The sequence below is a fragment of the Nocardiopsis sp. iso_237 genome, assembly GCF_056173345.1.
On sequence record NZ_CM149669.1, the window covers coordinates 2,657,828 to 2,683,394 of the forward strand.

Sequence of the window (25,567 nt, forward strand, 5' to 3'; positions counted from 1 at the left end):
TGCGCCGTCGGCACCCGTACGGGGTCAGATCCAGCCGTGTTCTGCTGCGATACGAGCAGCTTCGTGGCGATTGGCGGCGCCGAGTTTGGAGATCACCGAGGCGAGGTGGTTGCGTACGGTCCCTCGGGTGAGTGAGACGCGCCGCGCGATCTCCTCGACCGGTGCGCCGTCGCGTGCCAGGGCCAGGACGTCGGACTCACGCGGACTGAGCGGGGAGTCGCCCGCGCTGATCGCCTCGGCGGCCAGGTCCGGGTCGACGTACCGACCTCCGTCCGCGACCCTGCGCACGACCTCCGCGAAGGTCCGCGAGGAAACGGTCTTCGGGAGGAAGCCCCGGGCACCTGCGGCGAGTGCTGATTTCAGGTAGCCGGGGCGCCCGTGCGAGGTCACGATGACGCAGCGGCAGTCGGGCAGCTCGACCGCGAGGCGGCGGGTGACCTCGATACCGTCGGGGCCGGGCAGTTGCAGGTCGAGCAGGGCCACGTCCGGACGGACCCTCAGGGCCGTGGCCAGGGCCTCGTCGCCCGACGCGGCCTGGCCGACCACCTCGAAGTCCTCCTCCAGGGCGAGCAGCCCCGCGATGGCGTCCCGGATGAGGTGTTCGTCGTCAGCGACGAGCAGCCTGATCATGTCGAGCCTCCGTGAAGCGGGACCCTGGCGTCGAGCCGGAACCAGTCGCCCTCGTGGCGGGACGTGACCCGGCCGCCGCGCGCGTGTACGCGTTCGGACATCGTGCTCAGCCCGGTTCCCTCGGCGATTCGCGCGGGGTCGGCGGGACCGGCCCCGTCGTTGGCGATGGTCAGGTGCAACGCACCGTCCTCCTGCCTCGTGGTGAGCGAGACCCGGGTCGCCGCGGAGTGGCGCAGCAGGTTGGTCACGCCCTCGCGTACGACCCAGGCCAGCGCCTCGGCGTGCTCCTCGGGCACGGCGTCCCCGGTCACCGTACAGTCGATGCCAGCGGACGCCAGCAGCGACCTCGCCCCCGACAGTTCGTCGTCCCAGGTCGTCCGGTGTTCGCCGCGTACGACCCGGCGAACCTCGCTGCCCGCCTCCTCGGCCAGTCGTCGAACCTCGGTGATCTCCTCCGAGGCCGGTCCGTTGCGGCCTCGTCGGACGAGCTCGGAGGCCAGGGAACTCTTGACCGCGATGGTCGCCAGGGTCCGCCCGAAGACGTCGTGGAGGTCGCGGGAGATCCGCAGGCGTTCGTTCGCGAGGGCGAGCGCGGCCCGGTCCTCGTGCGCCGCCTGAAGGTCCAGGAGCACGCGCAGCATCCACGCGCTCGACCAGCAGGCCCACAGGACGACGGTGATCATGGCCGCCCCGACGAGCAGCCGCGCGACGTCGGCGACCCCCACGAGCGGGACGGCCAGCACGACGACCAGCGCGTTCAGCACCAGCGTCCGGCGTACGCCGAGGACGGGAACGACGCTCGCGGCGACCGACGCGACCGCCGCCGCCACCGTCGGTCCGATCGCGGGGTCCGGGAACAGGAACGCGACGGCGACGAGGGCGCAGAGAGCCAGCACCCAGACGGCGCCACCCACGGCGGGGAACCGGTGGGAGCGGCCGACGACCGTGTCGATGCTCCACCTGGTGACGAGGACGTTCCCGACGGCCAGACCGAGGGTCAGGGCCACCGTCGAGAGCAGCACCGTGGGGTGGGTTCCCACGAACCGGTCGGACCACGTCGCGCCGACGATGAGGGATGCGGCCGGTGCCGTCACGACGCCGTAGCTGGACCAACGTACGTGGATCTGGAACCTGCGAGCTCCGAGCGGGGGACTCATGTCCGCCATTGTGCCGCCGGGCGCGGCTCGGAGGGCGTCAGGGCCGGTCCGGTCCTCCGTGAGCGCCACCACACCACGCCCGCGATGGCGGCGACGGTGAGGGTGGGCACCAGGAGGACGGGTGATCCCACACCGGCGGACCGGTCCGTGACGGCCCCGCCGATGTCCGTGTGTAGAGCCGTGGCGACGAGGAAGGTGACCGTGTTGAGCAGCGCGTGGATGACGACGGCGACCTCCAGGCCACCGGTGCGCCAGGTGATGACGGCCAGGCTGGCCGCGAGCGTGAAGTACCAGAGGTTGATCCAGGGGTCGCCGGCCCCGTGGATCAGCGTGAACAACAGGCTGGACACGAGGATCCCGGTGATCAGCGACGTGCGCGGTCCACGCCCCCAGCTGCCCGCGATCCGGAAGACCAGGCCGCGCAGTCCGTACTCCTCCCCGGCTGTCTGCAGGGGGGTCAGCACGAGGGTGAGCACGACCAGGCTCATCAGGGAGACAGCCGACCAGCGGGTCTGCTCGACGGGGGAGCCCAGGTTCAGGACGAGTACCGCGAGGAGCCAGACGGGGCCGACGAACACGAGTGCGCGGCCGAGGAGGTCGAACCTGAACTGGGAGGTCACCGAGTGCAGTGAGGCGCCCCGAACCCCGTACAGCCATCGCTGGACGAACATGCTCCACGGGATCAGCAGGGCGAGGGAGAACATCGTCGCGCCGTGGTAGAGGGGTGTGTAGTCGGTGCCGCCCAACGCCGGGTTCACCCTGCCCATGCGCAGGTCGACGTAGCCGGCCGCCTGGGAGGCGGCGAAGCTGAAGACGAACATCCCGAGGATCAGGAGCACGATCGCGAGGACGCCGCGTCCGATGCGCCGCTTCCCTGAGGACAGGACACGGTGGTACTCCACTCCGGACGGAGTGCGAGGGGTTCTGTTCATGCTTCGAACCTACGGAGCCGGGCTCCCGTCACACAGTGTCACCAGTCAGGATCTCCTCCGGTGTTCCGTATGGGTCGGGCATGACAGATGTCATGGGGCGCAACCTGGGTTGACAGGGGTCGGTCGCGCAACCTAGGTTGACACCCATGGACGCGATGGAACTGGCGGCCACCGCCTCGGACACCTCCACCCCCGTCGAGGGGCTGCGCGCGGTCGCCTCACTGCGCACACTGGTGGACGCCCTGGAGCTGAGGCAGGTGGAGGAGGCGCTGCGATCCGGAGAGTCATGGACCTCCATCGCGGCGGCCCTCGGGGTGACCCGGCAGGCCGTCCACAAGAAGTACGGGAAGAGACTGCGCCACATCACGGAGAGAGGTCGGGCATGACCAACCAGTCCGCGAGACGGAGCCTGCTGAGCCTGGGCGGCGACCGTGCCGCCATCGAGATCGCGGCGGGCCGGGAGGCCTCCCTCGCCGGGCACGCCGAGGTGGGGTTCGAGCACCTCCTGCTGGGCGCCCTTGTCAGCGGTGGTCCCGGAGCCCGGTTCCTGATGGACGCCGGACTGGACCTGACGGAGGCGCGCGCCACCGTCGGCGCGCTGTTGCGCGAGGACCTCGCCCTGTTGGACATCGACACCCCCGGTCTCTCGGCTGGCGGGGAGGAGCCGGTCCTGATCCCCCAGTCCGAGCGCGTGAGTGAACTCCTGGTCGAGTGCGCCTGGTCCGGGGGCGACGTCGCGCTGATCGCCGCGCTCATCGACGACGGGGGAGGGCGGGTCCGGCGCCTGCTGGAGCGTTCGGGGGTCGATCCCGACCTCGTGCGCGCCGGTCTTGGTGAGCTCTCCCCGTCGGAGCGGGTCCACCCCTCCGACCCGGGTGCCGATCCGGAGGGGTGGGACGGCCTCACCTACGAGCGGGAGGTCCCGGTGTCGGCGGAGCGCCTGTGGGCCCTGGTCTCGGATCCGCGACGGCGGGCGGAGTGGGAGCCGGGTGAGGCCGAGGCGCGGGTCGTCGGGGACGGCGTGGTGGAGCTCGTGCCCGCGAACGGGCCGGTGCGCAGGGAGACGGTCGCACACCGGGTCGAGGGACGGGAGATCACCTGGGCCCGGGTCGACGAGGAGGCCGGTCAGACGCTCCGGATCGCCGTCGAGCCGGTCGGGGAGCGCGCCCGGTTGCGCGTGCGCAGGAGTTGGCCGAGCGCCCTGCGCCACCGGCGGATCGCCAACCGCCTGCTGCACTGGATCATCCGCGGCCAGGTGCGGATGCGCGTCCAGGCCATCGCCCAGGCCGCCGCCTAGCGTCCGCTCAGGAGGGTGGACACCCGCTCGGCCTCGGCGGTCAGGAGGGCGCCCAGTTCCGCGACGCGGGCCTGGTCCAGGCGGTAGGCCGGGCCCACCACGCTGAGGACGGCGACGACCCCCGTGGCCGCGTGTACCGGGGCGGCGATGGCCATGACCTCGGGTTCCACGGTGGAGGTCGCGGCGGTGAACCCCTCGGGCGGGAGGGCGCCGCGCAGAACCAGTCCGACCGCGGACCCGTCCTGGGGGAAGCGGTGCCCCACCCAGCTGACGTGGCGGATCGTGTGGCTGCCCTCGGCCTGGGCGATGTACAGGACCCCCTGGTCCGGGGTGCCCACGCAGAGGTAGCTGGACTCACCGGTCGCCCGGGCCAGCTCCGCCAGGGACGGCTGCGCGAACGCGACCAGTGAGTCGTGGCTCAGGGCCTTGGCGCCGATGCCGATCAACCGGTGGCCCGGGCGGAACGCGCCGTCCTCCCCTCGGACGGCGAACCCCGTGGCCTCCAGGGTGCGCAGCAGGCGCAGAGCGGTGCTGGGCGCCAGGTCGGTCCGGCGCGCGCACTCGGTGAGCGAGGCCTCTCCCTGTTCGGCGACGACGGCCAGGAGTTCCAGGGCCCTCTCGACGGTCCGGGTCGACTGTTCAGCCACGGGCTTCCTCCGGTGAGAAATCCGCCCGGGACACGGGCGAACTTCGGGTTGGTTCCATACAATGGAACCATGCTGCCATCTGATGGCAGAACCTGGAGGGAGGCGAGCATGCTGAGCCTGGACGGATCGCCTCTGGACTGTGGCCGGATCGCGCGCGCGGCCCGGTTCGAGGAACCCGTCTCGATGACCACCGAAGCCTGGGCCCGGGTGTCGGCCGCGCACCGCGGGGCGGAGCGGGCCGCCGAACGGGGGCCCGTGTACGGACGGAACACCGGGGTGGGGGCCAACCGGGACGTCGCCGCCGGGGCCGACGGGCACGGCCACCGTCTGCTGCGGAGCCACGCGGCGGCGGGCGGGGCCCCACTGCCCGACGAGGCGGTCCGCGCGATGCTCGTCGTGCGGATCAACCAGATCGCGGTGGGCGGGTCCGGGGTCTCCCCGCGCACGACCCGGGCGCTGCTGAGGATGCTGAACACCGGCGCCCTCCCGCGGGTCCGCGAGCACGGCACCGTGGGCACGGGCGACCTCGCGGCGCTCGCCGGGACGGGGCTGACGCTGCTGGGGGAACGCCCCGCGAGCGTCCCCTGGGCGCCGATGGCACGGTTCCCCGAATCGGACGCGCTGGCGTTGGTCAGCAGCAACGCCCTGACCCTCGGCAGGGCCGCGCTCGTGGTCGCGGACCTGGAACCGCTGCTGAGGGCGGCCACGGTGACCACGGCGTTGTCCGCGCTGGCCGGCCAGGCCAATCCGGAGGCGTTCTCGGCCGAGGCCGCCCGCGCGGCCGTCGTACCGGGCGCGGCCACCGTGGCACGGGGACTGCGTGAGCTCATGGGCCCCGCGCGACCGGCGAGGGTCCAGGACTCCTTCGGGTTCCGCGCGGCGCCCCAGGTCCAGGGGGTCGTCGTCGACGCGCTGGCCGACCTCGCGGGGTTCGTCAGCGCGCTGACCGGCACCGCGCAGGAGAACCCGCTGGTGGTGGGCGACGGGGTCGTGCACCACGGCGGGTTCCACATGGCCGCCCTGACCCTGCACCTGGACACCCTCAGGCTGGCCGTGGCCCAGGCGGCACCGGCGTCGCTGGGACGGTTGCGGGCCCTGTCCGATCCGGCGGTCACCCGGCTGCCCGCCTTCCTCGCCACGGGACCGGCGGGCTCCTCGGGCACCATGATCGTCGAGTACACGGCCGCCTCCGCCTACGGCGTCCTGCGCGCGGCGGCCGCTCCGGCGTCCCTGGAGACCGTGGTCCTCTCCCGGGGAGCGGAGGAGGACGCGAGCTTCGCGCCGTTGGCGGTGCGGCAGTCGGAGACCGCCACCGTGGCCCTGCGCACCCTTGTGGCCTGCGAACTCCTCACGGCGCTGCGCGCCCTGGCGATGCGGGGGAGTGACACGGCGGTCTTCCACCGGGCCTGGCACGCCTTCCGGGCGCAGGGCGGCGCGAACGCGGACACCGACGACCGCGACCTCCAGGAGGACCTGGACGCCGCCGAGCGCGCACTCCCGCAGCTCGGGGCTCCGCCGACACCGCGGTCGGACACGGTGCCGGAGCGGGCGGAGGCGAGCGGGTTCCGAACGGACGACGGGAGCGGGCCGACGAGGTGTCGGGTGGGTGCGGCCCACCCACCCACACCGCTTCCGGCCGAACCTCCCCCGGCCTAGCCTGGGGGCCATGGGCAACGACCGAAGCTCCGATCCCCGGTTCCACCTGGGAGAGTTCCTGAGCGCCAGGCGTTCACGGCTGCGTCCCGAGGACCTCGGGCTGGTCACGTACGGCCGCCGCAGGGTTCCCGGCCTCCGCCGCGAGGAGGTGGCGCTCCTGGCCGGGGTCAGCACCGACTACTACATGCGCCTGGAACAGGGCCGCGAACGTCATCCCTCCGCCCAGGTGGTCGAGGCGCTGGCCAGGGCGCTGGACCTGGACGGGGACGCCGCGGACCACCTGCGTCGCCTGGCGCGCGCCCAGGGACGCCCGCGCGGTCAGGCCCGCCGGGACACACGGGTCTCCCCGCACCTGGCCCGTCTCCTCGAACGCTGGAGTGACACTCCGGCCTTCGTGTTGGACCACCCCCTGGACATCCTGGCCCGCAACCGCCTCGCCGAGGCCCTGCACTCCGACTTCGCCCTGGACGACAACCTGGCGCGTATGGTCTTCCTCGACCCGGCGGCGCGTCGCTTCCACCGCGAGTGGCGCGGGACCGCCTCGTCGACCGTCGCCGAACTCCACCGTGCGGCGGGCCTGACCCCGGATGATCCCCGGCTGAACGAGGTCGTCGGTGAGCTCGCGCTCAAGAGCGAGGAGTTCCGTTCCCTGTGGGCGCGGCACGAAGTGCGGGGCAAGACGGGCGACGCCAAACCGCTGCACCACTCCGAGGCGGGCGACCTGGACCTGCGCTACGACAGCTTCACGGTCAACGGCGCCCCCGGGCAGCAGCTGATCGTCTACCAGGCGGAACGGGGAAGCCCCTCGGAGGGCGCGCTGGGCCTGCTCGGCTCCCTGCACGCCGAACCCCATGATCGGGGCGACCCGGCGGACCGGGAGCCGAGCGGTCGTCGGCGGTTCGAGTGAGACCTGGGGCCCCGGGCGGCGCGGCTCCGTCACTGGGAGTCGCGCACCAGGGATGACGGCGACCTGGTCGCCTCGGCGTGGCGGGACGAGACTTCGGGTGAAGGCGGTGGAAGCCCCTCCACCGTGCCGCACCCGAAGGAGGAACCACTCCATGAGCTCCGAGACCCACACACACGATCCGGGGAGCCCCCTCGCGCTGGAGGAGATCCGGCGTCGGGCCGACGACCCCGGGCGGCGTGTCCTCTTCACCAACGCGACCGTGGTCACCATGGACCCGGAAATCGGGACGCTGGAACGTTCGGACGTCCTGATCGAGGGAGGCTCGATCGCCCAGGTGGGCTCCGTCCCGGAGGCGGGGGACGCGGTGGTGGTCGACGCCACGGGCACGATCATCACTCCGGGCTTCGTGGACACCCACCGGCACGCCTGGCAGTCCCAGCTGCGCAGGATCATGCCGGACGTGGACGATCTCGTGGACTACGTGACCACCACCCTGGCCGGTTACGCGCCTCTCTACGAGCCCCGGGACATGTACGTCGGCACCCGGCTGGCCGCACTGTCGGCGATCGACAGCGGCATCACCTGCATGCTCGACTTCTCGCACAACTCCAGGTCGCGCGAGCACTCCGACGCCGCGGTCCGGGCCCTGGCGGACAGCGGCGTCCGCGGGGTCCACGCCGCGATGGGGCCGCACTTCGGCGCCTGGGATCAGCAGTGGCCCGGGGACCTCGCCCGGCTCCGTGAGGAGTACGCGGGCGGGTCGGACCGGATGCTGACCCTGCGGGTCGGAGCGCTGGCCACCGACGAGATCGCGGGACCGTCCCTGGCCTACGGGCCGGAACTGGCGCGCGTCGCCAGGGAACTGGACGTCGGGGTCAGCGTTGACGCCGTCTTCGGCACCTCGTCCTCCCGCTCGGTGCGGGACTGGGCCCGGCAGGGGCTCCTCGGCCCGCACGTCACCCTGATCCACGCCACCGGCCTGACCGACGAGGCGTGGAGGCTGATCGGGGAGACCGGGACCACGGTCTCCCTGGCGCCGACCTCCGATGCCCAGATCGGTCTGGAGACGGCGATCCCCGCCGTCGACGAGGCACTCGCCGCGGGAGTGCGCCCCGGGCTCAGCATCGACGTGGAGGTGGCCCTGGCCGGGGACATGTTCACCCAGATGCGGGCCCTGCACACCGTGCAGCGGATGCGCGCGGTCAACGCCGCCTACGGCGTCGACACCGAACCGGTCCGGATCGGCGTGCACGACGTGCTGGACTTCGCCACCCTCCAAGGCGCACGGACCAACGGCCTGGCCGGGGTGACCGGGTCGCTCACCCCCGGCAAACGCGCCGACCTCCTGGTCATCGCTGCCGAGGACCTGAACAACATGCCGCTGAACGACCCGGTCGGCACCGTGGTCCTGGGCGCGGACGCCCGCAACATCATCGGCGTCCTGGTCAACGGCGAGCCCCGCAAGTGGGGCGGAAGGGTGCTGGACGTCGACCTGGACGCCCTGCGGGGAGAGGTCCGCGACTCACGGGACCGGCTCCTCGGTCAGGCGGGGGCCGGGAGACGACCGCACGAGCGACACCGAACGAACACCCGACGCGTGAACGCCACCAGGCGGGAACAGGACACACGGAGCACCATGAACGACACCCAGAAGACCACCTCCGCGTCGAGCGGCCCGAGGTCCGCGATCCAGCCGAGGCGCGACGAGGCGACGCTGGCCCAGCTGGGTGACCCGGGCGGACGCCCGCTGCTGCTGACGGGCGGCGTCGTCATCACGAACAACCCGCTGATGGGCGACTGGCAGCGGGCGGACGTCCTCATCGGAGGAGAGGTGATCGTCGGGGTCGGTCCGGGCCTGCTGACGGCGGCCGACGACGACGGCATGATCGTGGTCGACTGCTCGGGAACCGTGGTCCTGCCCGCCACCCTCGATCTCACCCGGGACCACGTGGGGGGCACCCTGACCCCGGGCGGCCCCGCGGATGTGGCCGTGTTCCGGTTCGCCGACGAGCCCTGCGCCCCCGAGGGAACCGCCCCGGCCGGGAACGGCCGCCTCGACGTGCAGATCACCGGCGGGCGGGTCCGGGTCTGGGGCGGACAGCCGGTCCGGGAGCCGGGCGCCGCCCCGGGGCGGGTGAAGGAGCCCGTCCATGACCCGCTCCACCCCCACACGGGGCTGTGGGTGGAGGAGAACGGGTTCGTCCGCCAGGAGCTGCTGCCGAACGGTCGCTACGACGAGGCGCGCGGAGACAGGGAGAGCGCCTACACCGGCCGGTACTGGGTCGACGGATCCCGGATCGACTACCTCGACGACCTGGGTTTCTGGGCTTTCGGGGAGTTCGACGGAGACGTGCTGCACCACGCGGGATATCGCTTCACCAGGCGCTGAGGTCTCGCGGACGAAGGCGAACCGTCCCGGGCGGACGTGAACGGTGCCGCCCGGGGCTCAGCGCACGACGTCGAAGACCTGCTTCTGCACGCCGTTCGCGTACACCTCGTGCTCGACGAGGCTGAGCCGGGTGAGGTCCTGGTCGGTGTCGCTGAACAGGCGCCTGCCCGCTCCGAGGAGCACCGGGAAGACCAGCAGGTGGTAGCGGTCGACCAGCCCGGCGTCGGCCAGGGCGTGGCCCAGCGTGGCACTGCCCTGGACGGAGAGCGGGCCGCCCTCGGTCCGCTTGAGCTCCGCGACGTCCTCGACGGTCCGCAGGATCGTGGCGGGCCAGCGCGGGTCCTCCTCGGTGAGCGTGGTGGAGACGACGTAGCGGGGCTTGGAGTTGTATCCGGCGAACTCCTCCATGCGGGGCCACACCGGGGCGAACGCCTCGTAGCTGCGCCGTCCCAGGAGCAGGGCGCCCGCCTCCTCCTGCTCACGGCCCTTGATCTCGAAGGCCGCCTCGTCCATCTCCACGGAGCTCATGGTCCAGCCCGAGTTGCGGTACCCGGACTCCCCGCCCGGGGCCTCCATGACCCCGTCGACGGAAACGAAGGCGGTGACGATCAGGCTGCGCATGGCGGGTTCCTCACGGCTGGGGTGCTGCTGTCCCGAGATGTGTATCACCGGCTCCGGACAATCCGGGGAAACCCGCGCGCGGGTGGCGCGCCGAACACGCCGAGCGCCGACGTGGGTTGATCCGGGTGTCGGCGGGTGACAGGCTCCTGGACGAGGGGGCCGCCACGACAACGGCGTCGCGGCGGCCCCCTCCTCTCCGCTCAGCCCTCGACCTCCGCTCAGCCCTCAACCTCCGGTCAGCCCTCGGCCTCTCCGGTCAGCCCTCGGCGGGCGGCTCCTCACCGAGGAAGAAGGCGGTGGTGCGGTCCCGAGCCGCCTCGGCGTCGGGTCGAGGCGTCCCGATGGCCACACTGCACTCCGCCCAGCGGGCGCTGCTCGCCGTGACGAAGCGACGGCCCTCGTCCGTGGCCTCCCAGCCCTCGGCCTCCTCGGGCATGTTCGCTCCCGTGCCCAGGTACAGGGCGAGTCCGAGCAGGGCCATGTCCCAGCCCACGCCGGTGGCGCCCGGGCCGAACCGCTGCCAGAACTGCGCCTCCATGTCCGCGTACGCGCTGTGTTCGAGGGTCAGCCGGGCCCCGTCGCCGTCGGGGTCCACTCGGACCGCGATCCAGCTGACGCCCCCGCCGAACTCCCAGGTGGCGGTGAAGGAGCGCGGCGCCTCACAGGTCTCGATGGTGCCGTTGGCGTTGCCCTCCACCTGGTAGTGGCCGCCCTGGCGCAGGTCGCCCGTGACCGGGGCGAACCAGCGGGGGAGCCGTTCGGTGGAGGTGCACGCGTCCCACAGGTCCTCGACCGTGGTCGCGTACCGCTGGCTGATGGTGGACACCAGGGTCGGCTGCCGGTCGCGTTCCCCGGTGTCCAGCCTGCGGGAGACGGCCTCGATCTGTCCGTCCACGTCGACGGGTGTGCGCTCACTCATGGTCACTCCTGGATGCGTCGTTGTCGCTTTCCCCGGGCGATCTCGGTCTCCAGGGCCGCGAGTCGCGGCGCCCAGAACCGGCGGAACGGATCCAGCCAGTCGTCCACGGGGCGCAGCGCCTCGGCGTCGACCGAGTACAGCCGCCGGGTGCCTTCGGCGCGCACGGTCGCGAAGCCGTGGTCCCGCAGGACCCGCAGGTGCTGGGAGACGGCGGGCTGGCTGATCCCGAACTCCTCGCGGACCACCGTGGTGAGTTCGCCGGAGCTCAGCTCCCCGTCGGAGAGCAGCTCGAGGAGCCGCCGTCTGACCGGGTCTCCGAGTACGTCGAAGGCATGCATGACCAGAGTATATCAATCTTCGCTTATATAAGTGGATGCTGAGGTAAAGTCGCGGGAACGACGAGGCCCCGCGCGCCGCCAGGGCGCGCGGGGCCTCGTCGTGTGCGTCCGGATCAGCCCAGGACGACGGGCAGGCGGTCCAGTCCGTTGGAGACGATCGACGCCGACTCGGGGATCTCCTCGCCCTCGGCCAGGCGGAGGTTCGGGAACCGGGTGAACAGCTGCTCCAGCGCCGTGACCCCCTCCAGCCTGGCCAGCCCCGCGCCCAGGCAGAAGTGGGGGCCGTGCGAGAAGGCCAGGTGGGAGTTCTGGGCGCGGCGCAGGTCGAAGACGTCCGCGTCCTCCCCGTGCTGCGCCCGGTCCCGACCGGAGGCGCCGAAGCCCATCAGCAGGGCCTCGCCCTTGGGCACGGGCACCCCGCTCAGGGTGACGTCCTCGGCCGTGTAGCGCAGCGGCAGGTACTGGACGCTCGCGTCCCAGCGCAGGGTCTCCTCCACGGCGTCGGCCCAGGTCGCCTCGCCGTCGCGGATCAGGGCGAGCTGGTCCGGGTGGGTGAGCAGGGCGTGGACCGCGTTGCCGATGAGGTTCATCGTGGTCTCGTAGCCCGCGCCGATCATGAGGATCAGGGTCCACACGAGCTCGCTCTGCGACAGGCGCTCGTCACCCTCGGCGCGCGCGTCGAGCAGCGCGCTGGTCATGTCGTCGCCCGGGTTCTTCGCCTTCGCCTCGGCCAGGCCGCTCAGGAAGCTCTGGAGGTCCGTGTTGGTCTGCGCGGCCATCTCCGGGGTGATGGTGGCGTCGAAGACCCGGTGGATCAGCGTGTGCAGGGTGTCCCGGTACTCCTCGCCCACCCCGAAGAGTTCGGAGATCACCGTCATCGGCAGGGGCAGCGCGAGGCCCGCACGGAGGTCGACCGGCCCCGGACCGCCGGCCTCGACGTCGTCGAGCAGCCGCGCGGTGATCGCCTCGACGCGCGGGCGCAGGGCCTCCACCCGGCGGGGGGTGAACGCCTGGGACACCAGGGCGCGGAGCCGCCGGTGCCTGTCCCCGTCCGCGGTGAGCATGTTGTCCGGGGCCACCCAGGAGATGAGCGGCCAGTCCATGGGGATCTCGCCCTCGGTCCAGGGGCGCCAGTGGCGCACCTCCTTGCGGACCCCGGGGTGGGCGAGGGCCTCCATGAGCACCTCGTGTCCGGTCAGCGCCCGAACAACCACGCCACCAACGATCTCAACTTCGACGACGGGGCCTCGGGAGCGGAGTTCTGCGGTCTGTCGGTGGAGGTCGTAGGGGTGGAGGACGGGGATGTTTGTTGCCATGGAGGTGTCGTGCCTTTCGGGGAGGCGGGGGTGAACGTGACCGGCAGCTGGGAGAGCGCCAGAGCGAAGGGGGCGGGTCGTCGCAGGACCTCCTCCTTGCTCGTCCTCAGGTCGGGGAGGCGCTTGGTGAGGCTCTCCACCCCGACCTGGGCGATAGCGTACGCGAACCCCTGTGCGGGGCACCGGTGCGGGCCGACCCCGAAGGCGAGGTGCGCGCGGTTGCCCGACTCGATGTCCGGGCCCTCCCCGGCCATGGTGGCGTGCGCGGCCGCGTACCCGAGCAGGATCGGCTCACCGGCCCTGATCACCGTGCCGGTGCTGACCCGCACGTCCTTCACCGGGTACAGGACGGGGTAGTTGTTGACCGGGGGGTCGACCCAGAGCAGCTGGTCGATCGCCTCGCTGACGCCCACGCGGGCGCCCCGGAACGCCTGCCGGACCTCGTCGTCGGCCAGGATCGTGTGGGTGGTCCCGGAGATGAGGTTGGCGGTGGGTTCGGCCCCTGCGCCGATGGTCACCACCAGCTGGTGCAGGAGCTCCTCGTCGCTGAGCCCGGAGCGGTGCTGGAGCAGCCAGGAGGTGACGTCCTCGCCGGGCTGGGCGTGCTTGGCCGAGATCGCGTCGGACAGCGCCCGCTCGTACTCGCCGTTGGACCTGACGACGTCGATGCCGTCCCACAGGGCGCTGAGGGAGTTCAGCACCCGCTCACCGATGTCACGGGAGAAGCCGAAGATCTCGCACAGGACGAGGAGGGGGAGCAGGCGCGCGTACTCGGAGACGAGTTCGGCCTCACCGCGCTGGCAGAAGGCGTCGATGAGGATGTCCGCGTGCTTGCGGGTGATCTCCCCGATCCGGCTCTCCGGGACGCGGCCCAGGGAGTCGATCACCGAGCGCTTCAGACGGGCGTGCTCGTCGCCGTCGGAGAACAGGAGGTTGGGGCGGTGCATCATCATCGCCACGACCGGGGCGTCGTCGGGGATACGGCCCTCGCGCCAGTCGAGCCACAGGCGCGAGTCGCGGCGGAAGGTGCGGGTGTCCCGGCACCACGCGGTGATCAGCGCGTAGTCGGCGACGACCCAGGCCTTGATCCCGGGGAAGATCTCGGCGGGGAACACGGGGCCGTGTTCCTTGACCATGCGCCGGTTGACCGTGTGCGGGTCGGCGGCGAATTCAGCGGAGTGCAGCTCGGCGTACGGGCATCGGGGGGCCACGGGCATCCTGTCCTGGGAGGCGACGAAGCGCCCAGTCTAATGAAACTTTGGGTACTTTTTACATCTTGCGTCACTCCTGAATCTCTTGCCCCATCGGGCGTTCCGGCGAGAGCGCTGCTCAGGACGGACCGGGCCCCGGGTTCGGACATCGGGGTCGAAACCGGGCGCGGGTGTGCTGACCAGCGCGGCCGTGCCCGCGCACACACGGTCCATGAGCGGCGGTGGCGTCGTGCCGTGGTCGTTCCGCGTGCGGCCGGTGCGGGGCAGCCCCGCGCGGCGCCGGTGACCAGGACCACCACGCGCCGCCGCGCGTGCCCCCGTCGGACACCGGAGCCGACCCTCCCTAACTCAGGAGCGCCTGTTCGATCTGGCGGGTGGTCTGCGCGGCGACGACCGGGTGCGCGGCGGCGTGGGCGTGCCCGTTCAGGCCGGTGGCCAGGGCCCAGCCCCGGCCGCGGGCCCACAGCGCGTCGTCCTCCCCGGGCTCCAGCCCGAGCTCCGATCGGAGCTCCGCCCGGAACTCCGTCCGGGACGCGGGTGACATCAGGGTGTAGGCCATCATCAGGTCGCGCGCGGGGTCTCCCAGGCCCAGGGTGCCGAAGTCGATCACGGCGCTCACCCCTCCGGCGCCGGTCAGCAGGTTGCCGGTGTGGAAGTCGCCGTGGAACCAGACCGGCGGGCGGTTCCATACCGGGGCGTCGAGCGCGGCCTCCCAGACCGAGGTCAGGGCCCGGGGGTCGAAGGTGTCGGAGAGCCGTTCGATGGCCGCCCGGGTGTCCGGATCACGAAGGACCAGCGGTTCCCCCGCCAGGCGCTCCGGTGCGTCACGGGGTGTGCTCCGCTGGAGGGCGGCCAGGAAACGGGCGAGCAGGCGGGCGTCGGCGGCGCTGTCCGCGAGCCTTTCGACCGTCGCCGTCTCCCCGGGCAGCCAGCGCGACACCGACCAGAACCACGGGTACCCGAACCCCGGCTCGCCCACGGCCACGGGTTCCGGTACGGCCAGGGGGAGGTGCGGCGCCAGGACCGGCAGCCACCGCGACTCCTTCGCCGCCTGCCCGGCCGCGCCCGCGTGGCGGGGGAGCCGGACGGACAGGTCGTCGCCCAGCCGGTGGATCACGTGGTCGAGGCCGCCGGGGCGGACCGGCCGCAGCGGCAGCCCCGCCCACTGCGGGAACCGGTCGTCCACCAGTCGCCGGACCAGCCGGGTGTCGATCGCGGGGAGCTCGGGTGCGGCGGTCTCCGTCATCGGGTCGCTGTCCTCCGTGGTGGGGCGGGGCGGTCCTGCCCCATCCCATCCTCGGGAGCCTCCGGGTGTCCACCGCTTTTTCCGCTGCGGAGGCGGTCAGCCCGCGCTTCGCCCCCCGGTACGTCCGGTGCGCTCCAGGAGCACGGCCCCGCGGTAGCCGTCCGGCCCCAGCGTGGACATCGCGTCGAGCGACGCGTCCGGAACGGGCAGCAGGTGCGCGTCCACCCAGGTGTCGCCCGTCGCGGCGTTGGTCCAGGGGTCCTCGACCACCACGGCCCCCGGCACGGCGCCGTGGCAGAGCACCCAGTGGGGTACGTCGAACCCCTGCATCGTGGCCAGCGAGAGCAGCAGGAGGACCTGTCCGCCCCCGGTGACGGTCGCGCGCAGCTCCTCCGGGGACAGGCGGCGGGGGTCGACCGGCAGCCCGGCCCGGGCCGCGTCGGCCCGGGAACCGCGCTGGAGGACGGCGCGCCACTCCCGCTCGTCCCCGGAGTAGGAGTCGAGCAACACGGGGGCGTCGGTGTCGAGCCGCACCGTGACGGTCGCGTCCGGCCGAGCGCGGTGGACGGCGAGGCCCAGGCCGACGGGTTCGCAGGCGGGGAAGTTGGTGGCCTCACGCCACAGGGCCAACTCCGCCGCGCGGTCGAGGGACCCGGCTGACAGCGCCCCCGCCCGGACCCCGGCGGTGAGCGCGGTGACGGCCCCGCAGGTGAAGGTGGTGGTCTGCCGGTAGTACGGGGGCTCGGCCACCTCGGAGTCCACCAGCCAGCGCACGTGGCCGGAGGATGGCTGACCGGGGTCGTCCACCTGACCGCGCGGGCCTTCCAGCGGGGTGAAACCGAGGGCGCCCGCCTGCCCGGGACTCACGGTCCACCCCTCCCACTTGACCTGGGAGAGCCCTCGCTCGCGCGCGAACGCGACGACCGCCCCGACGGTGCGGGGCCCGTCCCCCACCGCGTCGACGATCTTCGCGTACGCCGAACCGGGCCGGGACGTCACCAGGGCCGCCCCGGTCCAGGCGCCCGACGCCCCGTCGGTGACGGCCACGATCACGGGGGAGTGGGTCGAGCGGTCGGGAGCCCCCCAGCGTTCACGTACCCCGGCCGGGACGACCGGCACCAGCTCCGGTGGCGGCGCGGCGGGGTCGAACGGGACGACGACACGGTCCTCGGACGGGACCTCGCGGTGGGAGTGCATGCGGTGCTCCGGGAGTTCGCGGGGGTGGACGGCGCCGGTGCGGCGCCGTCGCCGTTCATGCGCGCGAGCGGCGCAGGATCCAGATCAGGTAGGGGCCGCCGACCAGGGCGATCATCAGCCCGGCCGGGACCTGCGCGGGCGCGATCAGGGTGCGGCCCAGGGTGTCGGCGACGCACACCAGGAGGCCGCCGGAGAGCATCGCGACCGGAACGCTCCGGGCGTGCCTGGCGCCGACCAGGGAACGGGCCAGGTGGGGCGCCACGAGCCCGACGAAGCCCACCACCCCCACCGCGACCACGCTGACGGCGGCCAGGACGGCGGCGAGCGCCAGCAGCGCCAACCGGGTCGGGCCCACCCGCATACCCAGGATGCGCGGGGTGTCCTCGTCCACGGCCAGCAGGTCCAGGTGGCGGCTCAGCCCGAGGACCAGGGGCGCCGCCACGAGGAGGGCCACGGCGACGGGCAGCACGTCGGGCAGGGTCCGGCCGTAGGTCGTCCCGGACAGCCACGTGAAGATACGCGGTGTCTGCCAGGGGTCGGCGCGCAGCAGGAGGAACGTCGTGACCGCGCTCAGGGCGTACCCGCACCCGATGCCGATCAGGACGAAACGGTCCGGACGCAGCCCTCCCCGCCAGGCCAGGGCGCAGATCAGCGCGAAGGTGGCCAGACCCCCGAGCACCGCCATCGTGGTGAGGGAGCCGGCCCCTCCGGCCGGGTTCGAGGTCACGACGATCACCGCGCCCAGGCCCGCGCCGGCCGTGATGCCCAGCAGGCCCGGCTCCGCGAGGGGATTGCGCACGGTGCCCTGGACGACGCTCCCGGCCAGGGCGAGCGCCGCTCCCGCGAGGACGGCCGCGGCCACTCGGGGAACGCGGTCGTCGAGGGCCCGTCCGACCAGGTCCGGAGCGGTCCCCTGGAACCAGAGCGCCAGGTCCCCGGTCCGCAGCCACAGACTGCCCGCGAGCACGCCGACCAGCGCCGCCGCGGCCAGCAGCGCGGCGGTCACGAGCAGGACGCCGAGGAACCTCCGGGGCGAGCGCGGACCGGCCCCGGCCCCCGGCGGGTGGCGGAGCGGACCCGCGTCACGCAGACGCAGGGCCAGCACGACGATGAGGAGGCCGCCCAGCAGCGCCGTGGGCACGCCCGTGGGGATGGACGCGGCGCCCTCGGCACCGAGCACGGCGCGCAGGGACGCGTCCGCGACCAGGATCAGGGCCGCGCCGAGCAGTCCGGAGACGGTCACCAGGAACAGGTGCCGGTGCAGGGCGGGGACACGGGCTGCGACCAGCCTCGCCAGCACGGGGGCGGCCAGCCCGATGAAGGCGATCGGCCCGGCGAGCGTCACGGACACCCCCGTGAGGAGCACGGCACAGAGCACCGCCGTGATCCGGGTGGAGCGTACCGGGACACCGAGTGAGGACGCGGTGTCCTCGCCCAGGCTGAGCACGTCCAGACGGCGGCTCAGCAGCAGGGCCACCACGAGTACCGCCGCGATCAGCGGCATCGCGCGCAGCGACGCGTCGATGTTGAGCTGGGCGAGGGACCCGCTGCCCCAGGCGAAGAGACCGGTGGTGTTGTCCTTGAACAGGATCAGCAGCATGCCGGTGGCCGCGTCCAGTGCCATCGCCAACGCCGAACCGGCCAGTACCAGCCGCGTGGTGGCGGTCCCTCCGGCGCTTCCGGCGAGCGCCAACACGAGCGCGGCTGCCAGCAGTCCGCCCCCGAAGGCCACCAGCCCCGAGGCCCAGAGCGGGACGGCGAGGCCGAACGCGGCGACCAGGGTGAGCGAGAAGTAGGAACCCGCCGTGACGGCGAGCGTGTCGGGGGAGGCGAGCGGGTTGCGAGTGACGGACTGGAGGAGCGCCCCGGCCACGCCCAGGGCGAAGCCCACGGCCACGCCGGCGAACAGGCGGGGGAGCCGCGAACCCTCCAGCACGTGGCCGACCGGCACCCCGCTGACCTCCTCCCGGTCACCCGCGAGGAACCGGACGAGGTCCCACCACCCCACGCCGGACGTGCCCTGCGTGAGGTGCCACAGGCCCAGCGCGCAGATCGCGGCGGCCAGGCCCGCGACCACCGCCGCCCCGGCGGCCGCGCCGCGAGGGCCGGGGCCCGCCGGCGGAGCCGGACGGGACCCGGCGGTACGAAGACCGCTCATTCCTGGGTGAGGGAGTCGACGAAGGCGTCGATCGCCTGCGCGGTCGATCGCGGGCCGCCCGCGCCCCAGACGCGCGGCGGGAAGGCGTGCGCCCGCTCCTCCTTGACGGCCGGGAGGGAGGTCCAGATCGGGTTCTTCTCCAGCTCCTCGACGTAGCCGCCGACACCCTCGTCGTTGGCGTAGAAGAGGTTGGCCTCGCCCACGGCGGTCAGGCCCTCGACGTCGGTCTGCGCGAGACCGTAGGAGGGGTCGACGCCGCCGTCGCCATAGGCGTCGTTGATGTCGTCGGTCCAGGCGGAGGTCATCCCGAGCTCCTCACCGAGCGCGGTGAACAGGGCACCCTGGCCGTAGGGGCGGATGGTGAGGTTGCCGCCTTGGAGCCAACCGTCGAAGAAGAGGAAGTCGGTGGTGGGGAGGTCGACGTCGGCCACCAGCTCGCGGGACTCGGCCAGGTGGTCCTCGAACTCCCGCACCACCTGGTCGGCCCGTTCGGTGCGCCCGGTCGCCTCGCCGATCAGCTCGAAGACGTTCAGCATGTTGCCGATGGGGTCGGCCGGGTCGGCTCCCCGGGTGACGAGGACGGGTACGCCGCGCTCCTCCAGCCGGGCGATGATCTCGTCGTCGGGTCCGGCGGCCTCCACGATGACCAGGTCGGGGTCCTGCGCGTACAGGGTGTCGAGGTCGGGCTCCTCGCGGTTGCCGACGTCCGCCACGCCCTCGGGCAGTTCCTCCGCGCTCACCCACGTGCTGTAGCCCTCGGGGTCCGCGACGGCCACCGGGGTGACGCACAGCGTGAGGGCGTCCTCGACCTGCTGCCACTCCAGGACCGCGACGCGTTCGGCGGGCCGGTCGAGTTCCACCTCCCGGCCGACCCCGTCGGTCAGCGTCACCGGGTCGGTCGAGGTGGCCGTGGTGTCCGCGGCGCAGGCCTGTGAAGGGGGCGCGGCGACGGCCTCGGACTCGGTCTCGTCGACACTCGTGGTGCCGCACCCCGACGCGATCAGGGCGACGGCCACGGCGGTGAGGGTCGCGAGTCTGCGGGCACTGGTCATGATGGGTTCTCTCTGCTCTGTACTGCTCTGGGGACTTCGCTGAGGGGGCGGGGAAGAAGGGTGGGGAGGAGGGTGTGGGCCCGGGTGGGGCCGCCCGGGGGCCTACCGGTGGTGGGCCGGGTGACGGCCCACCGGGTCCATGCGGAGCCGACCGGTGGCCGGGTCCTCCGTGACCTCGATCCGGATGCCGTAGACCTCGCTGAGGTTGTCGGTGGTGAGCACCTCGGACGGCGGTCCCTCGGCGTGCGCCCGGCCGGAGCTCAACAGCAGGACCCGGTCCGCGACGCGCGCGGCGTGGTCCAGGTCGTGCAGCACGACCCCGACCGCGACTCCGTGGTCCTCGACCAGGTCGCGGATCAGGTCGAGGGTCTCGACCTGGTAGCGCAGGTCCAGGTGGTTGGTGGGTTCGTCGAGCAGCACCACGCCGGTGTCCTGGGACAGGCAGGCGGCCAGCCAGACGCGCTGCATTTCCCCGCCGGAAAGCCGTCCGGCGGCGCGGTCGGCCATGTCCCGAACCCCGGTGACGCGCATCGCGCGTTCGATCGCGTCCCGGTCCTCGACGGTCAGACCGGAGAACCCGCGACGGTAGGGGTGGCGGCCGAAGGCGACGACCTCGCTCACGGTCAGCCCCTCCGGGGCGGGCCGGGACTGGGCGAACAGCGTGACCTCGCGGGCGAACCGGCGCGCGCTGAGCAGTGACGCCGGGCGGCCCGGAGCACCGTCGAGGCCGCCGAGCGTCACCTGGCCGCCGTCGACCCGGTGGAGTCGGGCGAGGGCGCGCAGGAGGGTGGACTTGCCGCTGCCGTTCGGACCCACCAGAGCGGTGACCTGACCGGCGGTCATCGTCAGCGAGGTTCCGTGGACCACGGTGGTCCCGCCGTGGCCGAGGACGAGCCGGTCACCGCTCAGGGCGCTCACGGGCGGTGCGGCGCTCGGCGCGCCACCCGCCCGGTGGGTGCGACGCGTCCGCCGTGAGCAGGGCGGACGCCAGGGGAAGTTAGGTTAGCCTTCACTCACTCAGAATAGGTTCGGCCGCGTCCTGGCTGCAATCAGGACTTCCGGACAGCCGATACGGAGAACCGGTCAGCGCCCGTGCGGGCCGCCCGTGAACGCGCCCGGCGTCGTGCCCATCACGCGTCGGAAGGCGTCGATGAACGTGCTGGTCTGGGCGTATCCGAGCAGTTCGGACACCTCCTGGACCTCAAGACCCTCACCGAGCAGTGCCAGGGCCCGGTGGACGCGCAGTGACTGTCGCCACTGCGCGAAGGACAACCCCGTGGACGCGCGGAACACGCGACTGATCGTGCGCGGGCTGGTGCCCAGGTCCCGGGCCCACTCCTCCAGGGAACGGTCGTCCGCGGGGTCCGCCATCAGCGCCTCCGCGATGGTGTCGGCCCGGGCGTCGCCGGGCAGTCGCAGCGCCAGCCGGGGGGCGGTCGGCTCCAGCAGGTCGAACACGACCGCCTCCGCGCGTGCGCGCGCCCCGGCGTCGATGTCCGTGCGGGCCAGGTGGATCAGCAGCGACTCCAACGCGGGGGTCATCGTGACGGCCGTCGGCCCCCCGAACGCCAGGGGCGTGCGGTCCGGGGAGAAGAAGGCGTTGTGCAGCCCGGCCCCGGCCGTCAGCCGCCCGGCGTGCACCTCACCCTCGGGCACCCACAGGCCGCACCCCGCCGAGACCGTGAACAGGCGGTCACCCACCCGGGCGGTCAGCGCCCCGTGGCTCACCCACACCAGCTCGTGCGCGGGGTGCGCGTGCGGCTCCCACTCGGTGGGGCCTCCCGGCGGGTGGGACTCGGAGACGATCACGAAGGGGGAGGACGCGCCCTCGGGCAGCGCGGAGGCCCGACGCAGACGGGTCCTGGGCTCGCGCCGCCAGGCGCCCAGCCCGGCGCCCTCGAAGGCCACCGCGATCTCGGCCGCAGCCACTGGCGCCCCACCCCCTCGACTCCCGCCACCGACGACGACCTGTGCCGACACCCCAAAATATCCGAATTCGCCCAGGTCATCACATGGGGGGCTGCTCTTGCTTCGGGGGCGGGCGCGCACGGGGTCAGGCCGTGGTGGTCCCCGGCTCGGCGGGACGACGCACGCGCACCACCTGGGCGAGCAGGGCCAGCACGGGCAGTTCCACCAGCGGGCCGACCACGAGGGCGACCGCGATCAGCGGCCGGTCGGGGAACGCGGCCACCGCGATCGCCAGCGCGATGGGGGAGTTGCGGGCGGTGGTGACCATGGCCAGGGTCACCCTCTGGTCGGCGGGCAGCCGGAACGTCCGGGACAGGCCCAGTGCGACCAACGGCAGAACCGCGAAGAAGACCGCCAGGGGCACCAACAGCGCCGCCAGGTCACCGAGGTGCTCCAGGACCGTGCGCGCCTGCCAGGCGAACATCGCGAACACGGCCGTGTACAGCAGCGGCAGCACCAGGCGCCCGGCCGGTCCGGTCACGTGGCGCTCACGCCAGTCGGCGTCCCGGAACCGGGCCGAACCCCACCGCACCAGCATCGCCACGGCCAGCGGTACCACCAGGACGAGCAGCACCGCCTCCGCGAGGGTGCCCGCGTCGACCATGGCGGCCCGCCCGCCCAGCAGCAGCACGTACACCGGCAACAGGGCCAGCTGGAGGACCAGGTTGACCGGCAGCAGAGCGGCGGCGATCCCGGTGTGCCCCCGCGCCATGGCGGTGAAGACCAGGTACCAGTCCGTGCAGGGGGTGACCAGCAGCAACAGCAGTCCGACGCGCAGGTCCGGCTGCCCGCCGAGCAGGCCCGCTCCCAGGGCCCAGGCCAGCGCCGGGGTGAACGCGAAGTTCAGGACCAGGCTCAGCGCCACCAGTGTCCTGGCGCGGCGGACCTCACCCACGTGGGCGGCGTCCATCCGGACGAACACGGCGGCGAGCATGACGAGCAGGGCGGGCAGCACCGCGTGCTCGGCCGCGGGGCCGATCGGCACCAGCAGGCCCGCCACCAGTCCGGCCGCGGCGGCCAGGGCCACGAACAGGCTCTGGAGGCGTTCGGCGGTCGACAACGGTCGGATCTCCTCGGGCGCGGGACGGCTCAGGGGGCCGCGGACCCGTTCACTGTACGGCGGCGAGGAAGTCCAGGAGGACCCGGTTGACCTCCTCGGGCCGCTCCTGCTGGGTCCAGTGGCCGCAGCCGGGCAGGGTGACGTCAGCGTGCAGCTTCGGCGCGATTCCGGTCAGCGCCGCGCGGAGCTCGGGGACGCCCTCCAGGGTGGTGACCATGTCCCGGTCGCCCACCACGTACAGCGCCGGGACCTCGACGCGCAGCCCCTGGAAGGCCGCCATCAGTCCCTGGTTGCGGTCGATGTTGCGGTACCAGTCGAGCGGTCCCGTGAAGGCGTCCGGGGCCGCGTGGTCCGCCGCGAACACCTCGACGTCCTCGGCGGTGAGCCATGCGGGCAGCTCCTCGGGCTCGGGCAGGGCGTCCAGCAGTCGGGCGCCCTCGGGGACGACCCAGGGACGCGGAAGGTTGGCGCCGGAGGCACCCACCAGGATCCGCCTGACCGTCGCGGCCGGGTCCGCCGCCAACTCGGCGTCGGCCCGGCCGGGCTCCTGGAAGTAGGCCTGGTAGTAGCCGTCACCGTAGGTACGCCGGGACGACGTGACGGACGGCATCCCCGCCGGAGGCACCGGCGGCACGCTCAGCCCCGCCACGGCGCGGACGAGGTCGGGGCGGACCAGCGCCGTGGTCCAGGCGACCACCGCGCCCCAGTCGTGCCCGACCAGCACGGCGTCCTCGGCGTCCAGCGCGCCGATCAGTGCGGTGACGTCGCCGACCAGGTGGGGGAGGCTGTACTCGTCGGAGCTGGGAGCGCGGTCGCTGCGGGCGTATCCGCGCTGGTCGGGGGCGACCACCCGGTACCCGGCGTCGGCGAGGGCGGCGAACTGGTGCCGCCACGAGTACCAGCTCTCCGGGAACCCGTGCAGCAGCAGGACGAGTGGGCCCTCCCCCTGCTCCGCGACGTGCAGGCGGAGGCCGTTCACCTCGACGTGGTGGTGCTGGACGCTCAACGCGACTCCTCTCGAGCCCCGCCGGGGAGCCCGACGGGGAACCGGACCGGAGGGGCCAGCCTAGGGGAGCGGGGTGCGCCGGGGGAGTCCCCGTCAGCGCTCGCGGTTGAACACCCGGACCGACAGTGGGGCGAAGACCGCCACCAGCCCAGCGGACCAGGCGAGGGTGAGGGTGATCGAGTCACCCGCAGGGGTGCCGGTGAGCAGGGCGCGGGCGGCGTCCATGGCGTGGGTGACCGGGTTGGTCTCGGCCCACGCCCGCAGCCAGCCGGGCAGGGTCCCGACCGGCGCGGCCATGCTGGTGCCCAGCAGCAGCGGCAGGATCGCCACGAAGGTGACGGCCATGACGGCTCCCTCGTCGCGCAGCAGCACGCCCAGGAACACCATCACCCAGCTCAGGCCGAACCCGAAGCCGACGGCCAGCGCGCAGGCGGCGAGCGCGGAGCCGGGGTCGGTCTCGACCCGGAAACCCATGAGGTATCCGATCGCGAACAGGACCACCACCGTGACCAGGTACCGGGCCAGGTCGGCCAGGACCGATCCGAGCAGCGGGGCGGAGCGTGCGATGGGCAGGCTCCGGAAGCGGTCGTAGACCCCCTTCTTCATGTCGATGTTGATGGTCAGCCCCGAGGAGAGCATCCCGGCGATGCTCGCGCCCATGACGAGGACGCCGGGGAAGAGGTACTGGAGGTAGGCGCCGGTGGAGCCGGACACCGACCCTCCGAAGAGGTACACGAACAGGACCATGAACAGGGCCGGGGTCATCACGCCGTTCACCAGCGAACCCGGGTTGCGCAGGGACTTGGCGAGGCCGCGCCGGGCCAGGACGAGGCTGTGTCGGACGAGGGGGGCCGGGCGCGGGGCGGCGGTGCGGGCCTCGGTGGTGCTCATGCGGCGGTCTCCTTCTCGGTGCCGGTGTCCCGCTGCGCTCCGGTGAGCGCGAAGAACACCTCGTCCAGGCTGGGCAGGTGCAGGGAGAACTCGGTCACCGAGATCCCCCGGTCGCGTAGGTCCCGGGCCATGTCCCAGGCCGGGGTGTCGCCCCCGACCGGTACGGACAGGGTGTGGCGGGTGCGCTCGGGCTCGCGGCCCGTCACCCGTCGCATGACCTCGGCGGCCTCATCGGTCCGGGCGGGGTCGGCGGTCCGCAGGGACACGGCCTGCCCGCCCACCCGGCGCTTGAGCTCGGCGGGCGTGCCGTCCGCGATCACGCGGCCCTGGTCGATCACCGTGATCCCGTCGGCGAGGGCGTCGGCCTCCTCCAGGTACTGCGTGGTGAGCAGCACGGTGGTGCCCTCGGCGGTGAGTTCGCGGACCATCCGCCACAGGTCCTCGCGCCGTCCGGGGTCCAGCCCCACGGACGGCTCGTCGAGGAAGACCACGCTGGGCCGACCCACCAGGCTGGCCGCCAGGTCCAGACGGCGCCGCATACCTCCGGAGTAGGTGGCGAGGGGGCGGTGGGCCGCGTCGGTGAGGCCGAAGCGGGACAGGAGGTGGTCGGCGCGGTCGCGGGCCTCGCCCCGGCGCAGGTCCAGCAGTTGGCCGAGGAGCACCAGGTTGGCCCGGCCGCTGAGTTCGTCGTCGACCATCGAGCCCTGACCGGTCAGGCCGATCAGCCGACGCGCCCGAGGGGCCTCGCGCACGACGTCGAAGCCGCCGACCGAGGCGGTGCCCTCGTCCGGGCGGGCGAGGGTGGCCAGGACGCGGACGGCCGTGGTCTTCCCGGCGCCGTTGGGGCCGAGGACGGCGAGTACCGACCCGGGGCGGGCGGCCAGGTCGACGCCGGACAGCGCTGTCGTCCGGCCGAACCGTTTGACCAGGCCCCGGGCCTGGAACGCGTACTCAGTCATGGTTCACTCC

The 25,567-nt window shown here is 73.1% G+C and carries 24 protein-coding genes; 5 read left to right on the plus strand and 19 right to left on the minus strand.

Annotation, left to right across the window (positions count from 1 at the left end; all coding sequences use genetic code 11):
* Nucleotides 1-24 precede the first annotated feature (24 nt).
* The 3 genes from AC0VYM_RS12245 to AC0VYM_RS12255 are packed head-to-tail and all read right to left on the minus strand — an operon-like array spanning nucleotide 25 to nucleotide 2,719.
* Nucleotides 25-630, minus strand: coding sequence for a response regulator (locus AC0VYM_RS12245; RefSeq protein WP_475462255.1), 606 nt, complete (start codon nucleotides 628-630; stop codon nucleotides 25-27).
* A complete protein-coding gene (locus AC0VYM_RS12250) occupies nucleotides 627-1,787 on the minus strand; it encodes a sensor histidine kinase (protein ID WP_475462257.1) in 1,161 nt (386 codons plus the stop codon). The genes AC0VYM_RS12245 and AC0VYM_RS12250 overlap by 4 nt, the downstream gene beginning before the upstream one ends.
* Nucleotides 1,784-2,719: a lysostaphin resistance A-like protein gene (locus AC0VYM_RS12255; RefSeq protein ID WP_475462259.1), complete on the minus strand. Its 936-nt coding sequence runs from the start codon at nucleotides 2,717-2,719 to the stop codon at nucleotides 1,784-1,786. The genes AC0VYM_RS12250 and AC0VYM_RS12255 overlap by 4 nt, the downstream gene beginning before the upstream one ends.
* Before the next feature lie 146 nt (nucleotides 2,720-2,865).
* On the opposite strand from AC0VYM_RS12255, the gene AC0VYM_RS12260 reads away from it, so the two are divergent.
* Together AC0VYM_RS12260 and AC0VYM_RS12265 are read left to right on the plus strand one after the other, a co-directional pair.
* Nucleotides 2,866-3,105, plus strand: a complete 240-nt coding sequence (locus tag AC0VYM_RS12260) for a hypothetical protein (RefSeq protein ID WP_475462261.1) — start codon at nucleotides 2,866-2,868, stop codon at nucleotides 3,103-3,105.
* Nucleotides 3,102-4,016 carry an SRPBCC family protein gene (locus tag AC0VYM_RS12265; RefSeq protein ID WP_475462263.1) on the plus strand — a complete coding sequence of 305 codons (915 nt, stop codon included), beginning with the start codon at nucleotides 3,102-3,104 and terminating at the stop codon, nucleotides 4,014-4,016. The genes AC0VYM_RS12260 and AC0VYM_RS12265 overlap by 4 nt, the downstream gene beginning before the upstream one ends.
* On the opposite strand, the gene AC0VYM_RS12270 is transcribed toward AC0VYM_RS12265, so the two are convergent.
* Nucleotides 4,013-4,663, minus strand: coding sequence for an IclR family transcriptional regulator (locus AC0VYM_RS12270; protein ID WP_475462265.1), 651 nt, complete (start codon nucleotides 4,661-4,663; stop codon nucleotides 4,013-4,015). The two genes, AC0VYM_RS12265 and AC0VYM_RS12270, sit on opposite strands and share 4 nt — an antisense overlap.
* A 69-nt stretch (nucleotides 4,664-4,732) precedes the next feature.
* On the opposite strand from AC0VYM_RS12270, the gene AC0VYM_RS12275 reads away from it, so the two are divergent.
* The 3 genes from AC0VYM_RS12275 (at nucleotide 4,733) to AC0VYM_RS12285 (ending at nucleotide 9,615) form a co-directional block, all read left to right on the plus strand.
* On the plus strand, nucleotides 4,733-6,319 hold the full coding sequence (locus tag AC0VYM_RS12275; protein WP_475462266.1) for an aromatic amino acid lyase: 1,587 nt from the start codon (nucleotides 4,733-4,735) through the stop codon (nucleotides 6,317-6,319).
* A gap of 10 nt (nucleotides 6,320-6,329) precedes the next feature.
* Entirely contained in the window at nucleotides 6,330-7,226 is an 897-nt protein-coding gene (locus AC0VYM_RS12280) for a helix-turn-helix domain-containing protein (protein ID WP_475462269.1), read from the plus strand.
* 151 nt (nucleotides 7,227-7,377) lie between these two features.
* Nucleotides 7,378-9,615, plus strand: coding sequence for an Atu4866 domain-containing protein (locus AC0VYM_RS12285; protein ID WP_475462270.1), 2,238 nt, complete (start codon nucleotides 7,378-7,380; stop codon nucleotides 9,613-9,615).
* Nucleotides 9,616-9,672: 57 nt separating this feature from the next.
* Here the strand turns inward: AC0VYM_RS12285 and AC0VYM_RS12290 are convergent, their stop codons facing one another.
* The 15 genes from AC0VYM_RS12290 to AC0VYM_RS12360 all read right to left on the minus strand — a co-directional run bounded on the left by AC0VYM_RS12290 (nucleotide 9,673) and on the right by AC0VYM_RS12360 (nucleotide 25,557).
* On the minus strand, nucleotides 9,673-10,236 hold the full coding sequence (locus AC0VYM_RS12290) for a dihydrofolate reductase family protein (RefSeq protein WP_475462272.1): 564 nt from the start codon (nucleotides 10,234-10,236) through the stop codon (nucleotides 9,673-9,675).
* Nucleotides 10,237-10,492: 256 nt separating this feature from the next.
* On the minus strand, nucleotides 10,493-11,155 hold the full coding sequence (locus AC0VYM_RS12295; RefSeq protein WP_475462274.1) for an SRPBCC family protein: 663 nt from the start codon (nucleotides 11,153-11,155) through the stop codon (nucleotides 10,493-10,495).
* A 2-nt stretch (nucleotides 11,156-11,157) separates the two neighbouring features.
* Nucleotides 11,158-11,493 carry an ArsR/SmtB family transcription factor gene (locus tag AC0VYM_RS12300; protein ID WP_475462275.1) on the minus strand — a complete coding sequence of 112 codons (336 nt, stop codon included), beginning with the start codon at nucleotides 11,491-11,493 and terminating at the stop codon, nucleotides 11,158-11,160.
* A gap of 113 nt (nucleotides 11,494-11,606) precedes the next feature.
* Complete coding sequence (locus AC0VYM_RS12305; RefSeq protein WP_475462276.1) at nucleotides 11,607-12,707, minus strand: cytochrome P450 family protein; 1,101 nt, start codon at nucleotides 12,705-12,707, stop codon at nucleotides 11,607-11,609.
* Nucleotides 12,689-14,020 (minus strand): cytochrome P450 family protein, encoded by a 1,332-nt coding sequence (locus AC0VYM_RS12310; RefSeq protein WP_475462278.1) that lies wholly within the window; start codon nucleotides 14,018-14,020, stop codon nucleotides 12,689-12,691. Before AC0VYM_RS12310 ends, AC0VYM_RS12305 begins: the two co-directional genes overlap by 19 nt.
* 343 nt (nucleotides 14,021-14,363) lie before the next feature.
* Nucleotides 14,364-15,266 (minus strand): aminoglycoside phosphotransferase family protein, encoded by a 903-nt coding sequence (locus AC0VYM_RS12315; RefSeq protein ID WP_475462279.1) that lies wholly within the window; start codon nucleotides 15,264-15,266, stop codon nucleotides 14,364-14,366.
* Nucleotides 15,267-15,362: 96 nt separating this feature from the next.
* On the minus strand, nucleotides 15,363-16,463 hold the full coding sequence (locus AC0VYM_RS12320) for a peptidase C39 family protein (RefSeq protein ID WP_475462281.1): 1,101 nt from the start codon (nucleotides 16,461-16,463) through the stop codon (nucleotides 15,363-15,365).
* A gap of 55 nt (nucleotides 16,464-16,518) precedes the next feature.
* A complete protein-coding gene (locus tag AC0VYM_RS12325) occupies nucleotides 16,519-18,621 on the minus strand; it encodes an iron ABC transporter permease (RefSeq protein ID WP_475462282.1) in 2,103 nt (700 codons plus the stop codon).
* Nucleotides 18,618-19,673, minus strand: a complete 1,056-nt coding sequence (locus AC0VYM_RS12330) for an iron-siderophore ABC transporter substrate-binding protein (protein WP_475462284.1) — start codon at nucleotides 19,671-19,673, stop codon at nucleotides 18,618-18,620. Before AC0VYM_RS12330 ends, AC0VYM_RS12325 begins: the two co-directional genes overlap by 4 nt.
* Nucleotides 19,674-19,775: 102 nt before the next feature.
* Nucleotides 19,776-20,591: an ABC transporter ATP-binding protein gene (locus AC0VYM_RS12335; RefSeq protein ID WP_475462286.1), complete on the minus strand. Its 816-nt coding sequence runs from the start codon at nucleotides 20,589-20,591 to the stop codon at nucleotides 19,776-19,778.
* 165 nt (nucleotides 20,592-20,756) lie between these two features.
* Nucleotides 20,757-21,602: a helix-turn-helix domain-containing protein gene (locus tag AC0VYM_RS12340; RefSeq protein ID WP_475462288.1), complete on the minus strand. Its 846-nt coding sequence runs from the start codon at nucleotides 21,600-21,602 to the stop codon at nucleotides 20,757-20,759.
* 124 nt (nucleotides 21,603-21,726) lie between these two features.
* Entirely contained in the window at nucleotides 21,727-22,701 is a 975-nt protein-coding gene (locus tag AC0VYM_RS12345; protein ID WP_475462290.1) for an arsenic resistance protein, read from the minus strand.
* Between the two features lie 49 nt (nucleotides 22,702-22,750).
* Complete coding sequence (locus AC0VYM_RS12350) at nucleotides 22,751-23,707, minus strand: alpha/beta fold hydrolase (RefSeq protein WP_475462291.1); 957 nt, start codon at nucleotides 23,705-23,707, stop codon at nucleotides 22,751-22,753.
* A 93-nt stretch (nucleotides 23,708-23,800) separates the two neighbouring features.
* The gene (locus tag AC0VYM_RS12355) at nucleotides 23,801-24,598 is read right to left on the minus strand and encodes an ABC transporter permease (protein ID WP_475462293.1); all 798 of its coding nucleotides are present in this window, start codon (nucleotides 24,596-24,598) and stop codon (nucleotides 23,801-23,803) included.
* Nucleotides 24,595-25,557 carry an ATP-binding cassette domain-containing protein gene (locus AC0VYM_RS12360; RefSeq protein ID WP_475462295.1) on the minus strand — a complete coding sequence of 321 codons (963 nt, stop codon included), beginning with the start codon at nucleotides 25,555-25,557 and terminating at the stop codon, nucleotides 24,595-24,597. The genes AC0VYM_RS12355 and AC0VYM_RS12360 overlap by 4 nt, the downstream gene beginning before the upstream one ends.
* Nucleotides 25,558-25,567 lie beyond the last annotated feature (10 nt).

Excerpts from the sequence above, each read along its gene's own strand:
- AC0VYM_RS12255 (WP_475462259.1), bottom strand. The coding sequence starts at position 2,719 with ATGAACAGAACCCCTCGCACTCCGTCCGGAGTGGAGTACCACCGTGTC.
- AC0VYM_RS12290 (WP_475462272.1), bottom strand. The coding sequence starts at position 10,236 with ATGCGCAGCCTGATCGTCACCGCCTTCGTTTCCGTCGACGGGGTCATG.
- AC0VYM_RS12250 (WP_475462257.1), bottom strand. The coding sequence starts at position 1,787 with ATGAGTCCCCCGCTCGGAGCTCGCAGGTTCCAGATCCACGTACGTTGG.
- AC0VYM_RS12260 (WP_475462261.1), top strand. The coding sequence starts at position 2,866 with ATGGACGCGATGGAACTGGCGGCCACCGCCTCGGACACCTCCACCCCC.
- AC0VYM_RS12315 (WP_475462279.1), bottom strand. The coding sequence starts at position 15,266 with ATGACGGAGACCGCCGCACCCGAGCTCCCCGCGATCGACACCCGGCTG.
- AC0VYM_RS12265 (WP_475462263.1), top strand. The coding sequence starts at position 3,102 with ATGACCAACCAGTCCGCGAGACGGAGCCTGCTGAGCCTGGGCGGCGAC.
- AC0VYM_RS12355 (WP_475462293.1), bottom strand. The coding sequence starts at position 24,598 with ATGAGCACCACCGAGGCCCGCACCGCCGCCCCGCGCCCGGCCCCCCTC.
- AC0VYM_RS12360 (WP_475462295.1), bottom strand. The coding sequence starts at position 25,557 with ATGACTGAGTACGCGTTCCAGGCCCGGGGCCTGGTCAAACGGTTCGGC.
- AC0VYM_RS12280 (WP_475462269.1), top strand. The coding sequence starts at position 6,330 with ATGGGCAACGACCGAAGCTCCGATCCCCGGTTCCACCTGGGAGAGTTC.
- AC0VYM_RS12320 (WP_475462281.1), bottom strand. The coding sequence starts at position 16,463 with ATGCACTCCCACCGCGAGGTCCCGTCCGAGGACCGTGTCGTCGTCCCG.
- AC0VYM_RS12300 (WP_475462275.1), bottom strand. The coding sequence starts at position 11,493 with ATGCATGCCTTCGACGTACTCGGAGACCCGGTCAGACGGCGGCTCCTC.
- AC0VYM_RS12330 (WP_475462284.1), bottom strand. The coding sequence starts at position 19,673 with ATGACCAGTGCCCGCAGACTCGCGACCCTCACCGCCGTGGCCGTCGCC.
- AC0VYM_RS12285 (WP_475462270.1), top strand. The coding sequence starts at position 7,378 with ATGAGCTCCGAGACCCACACACACGATCCGGGGAGCCCCCTCGCGCTG.
- AC0VYM_RS12245 (WP_475462255.1), bottom strand. The coding sequence starts at position 630 with ATGATCAGGCTGCTCGTCGCTGACGACGAACACCTCATCCGGGACGCC.
- AC0VYM_RS12325 (WP_475462282.1), bottom strand. The coding sequence starts at position 18,621 with ATGAGCGGTCTTCGTACCGCCGGGTCCCGTCCGGCTCCGCCGGCGGGC.
- AC0VYM_RS12275 (WP_475462266.1), top strand. The coding sequence starts at position 4,733 with ATGCTGCCATCTGATGGCAGAACCTGGAGGGAGGCGAGCATGCTGAGC.
- AC0VYM_RS12295 (WP_475462274.1), bottom strand. The coding sequence starts at position 11,155 with ATGAGTGAGCGCACACCCGTCGACGTGGACGGACAGATCGAGGCCGTC.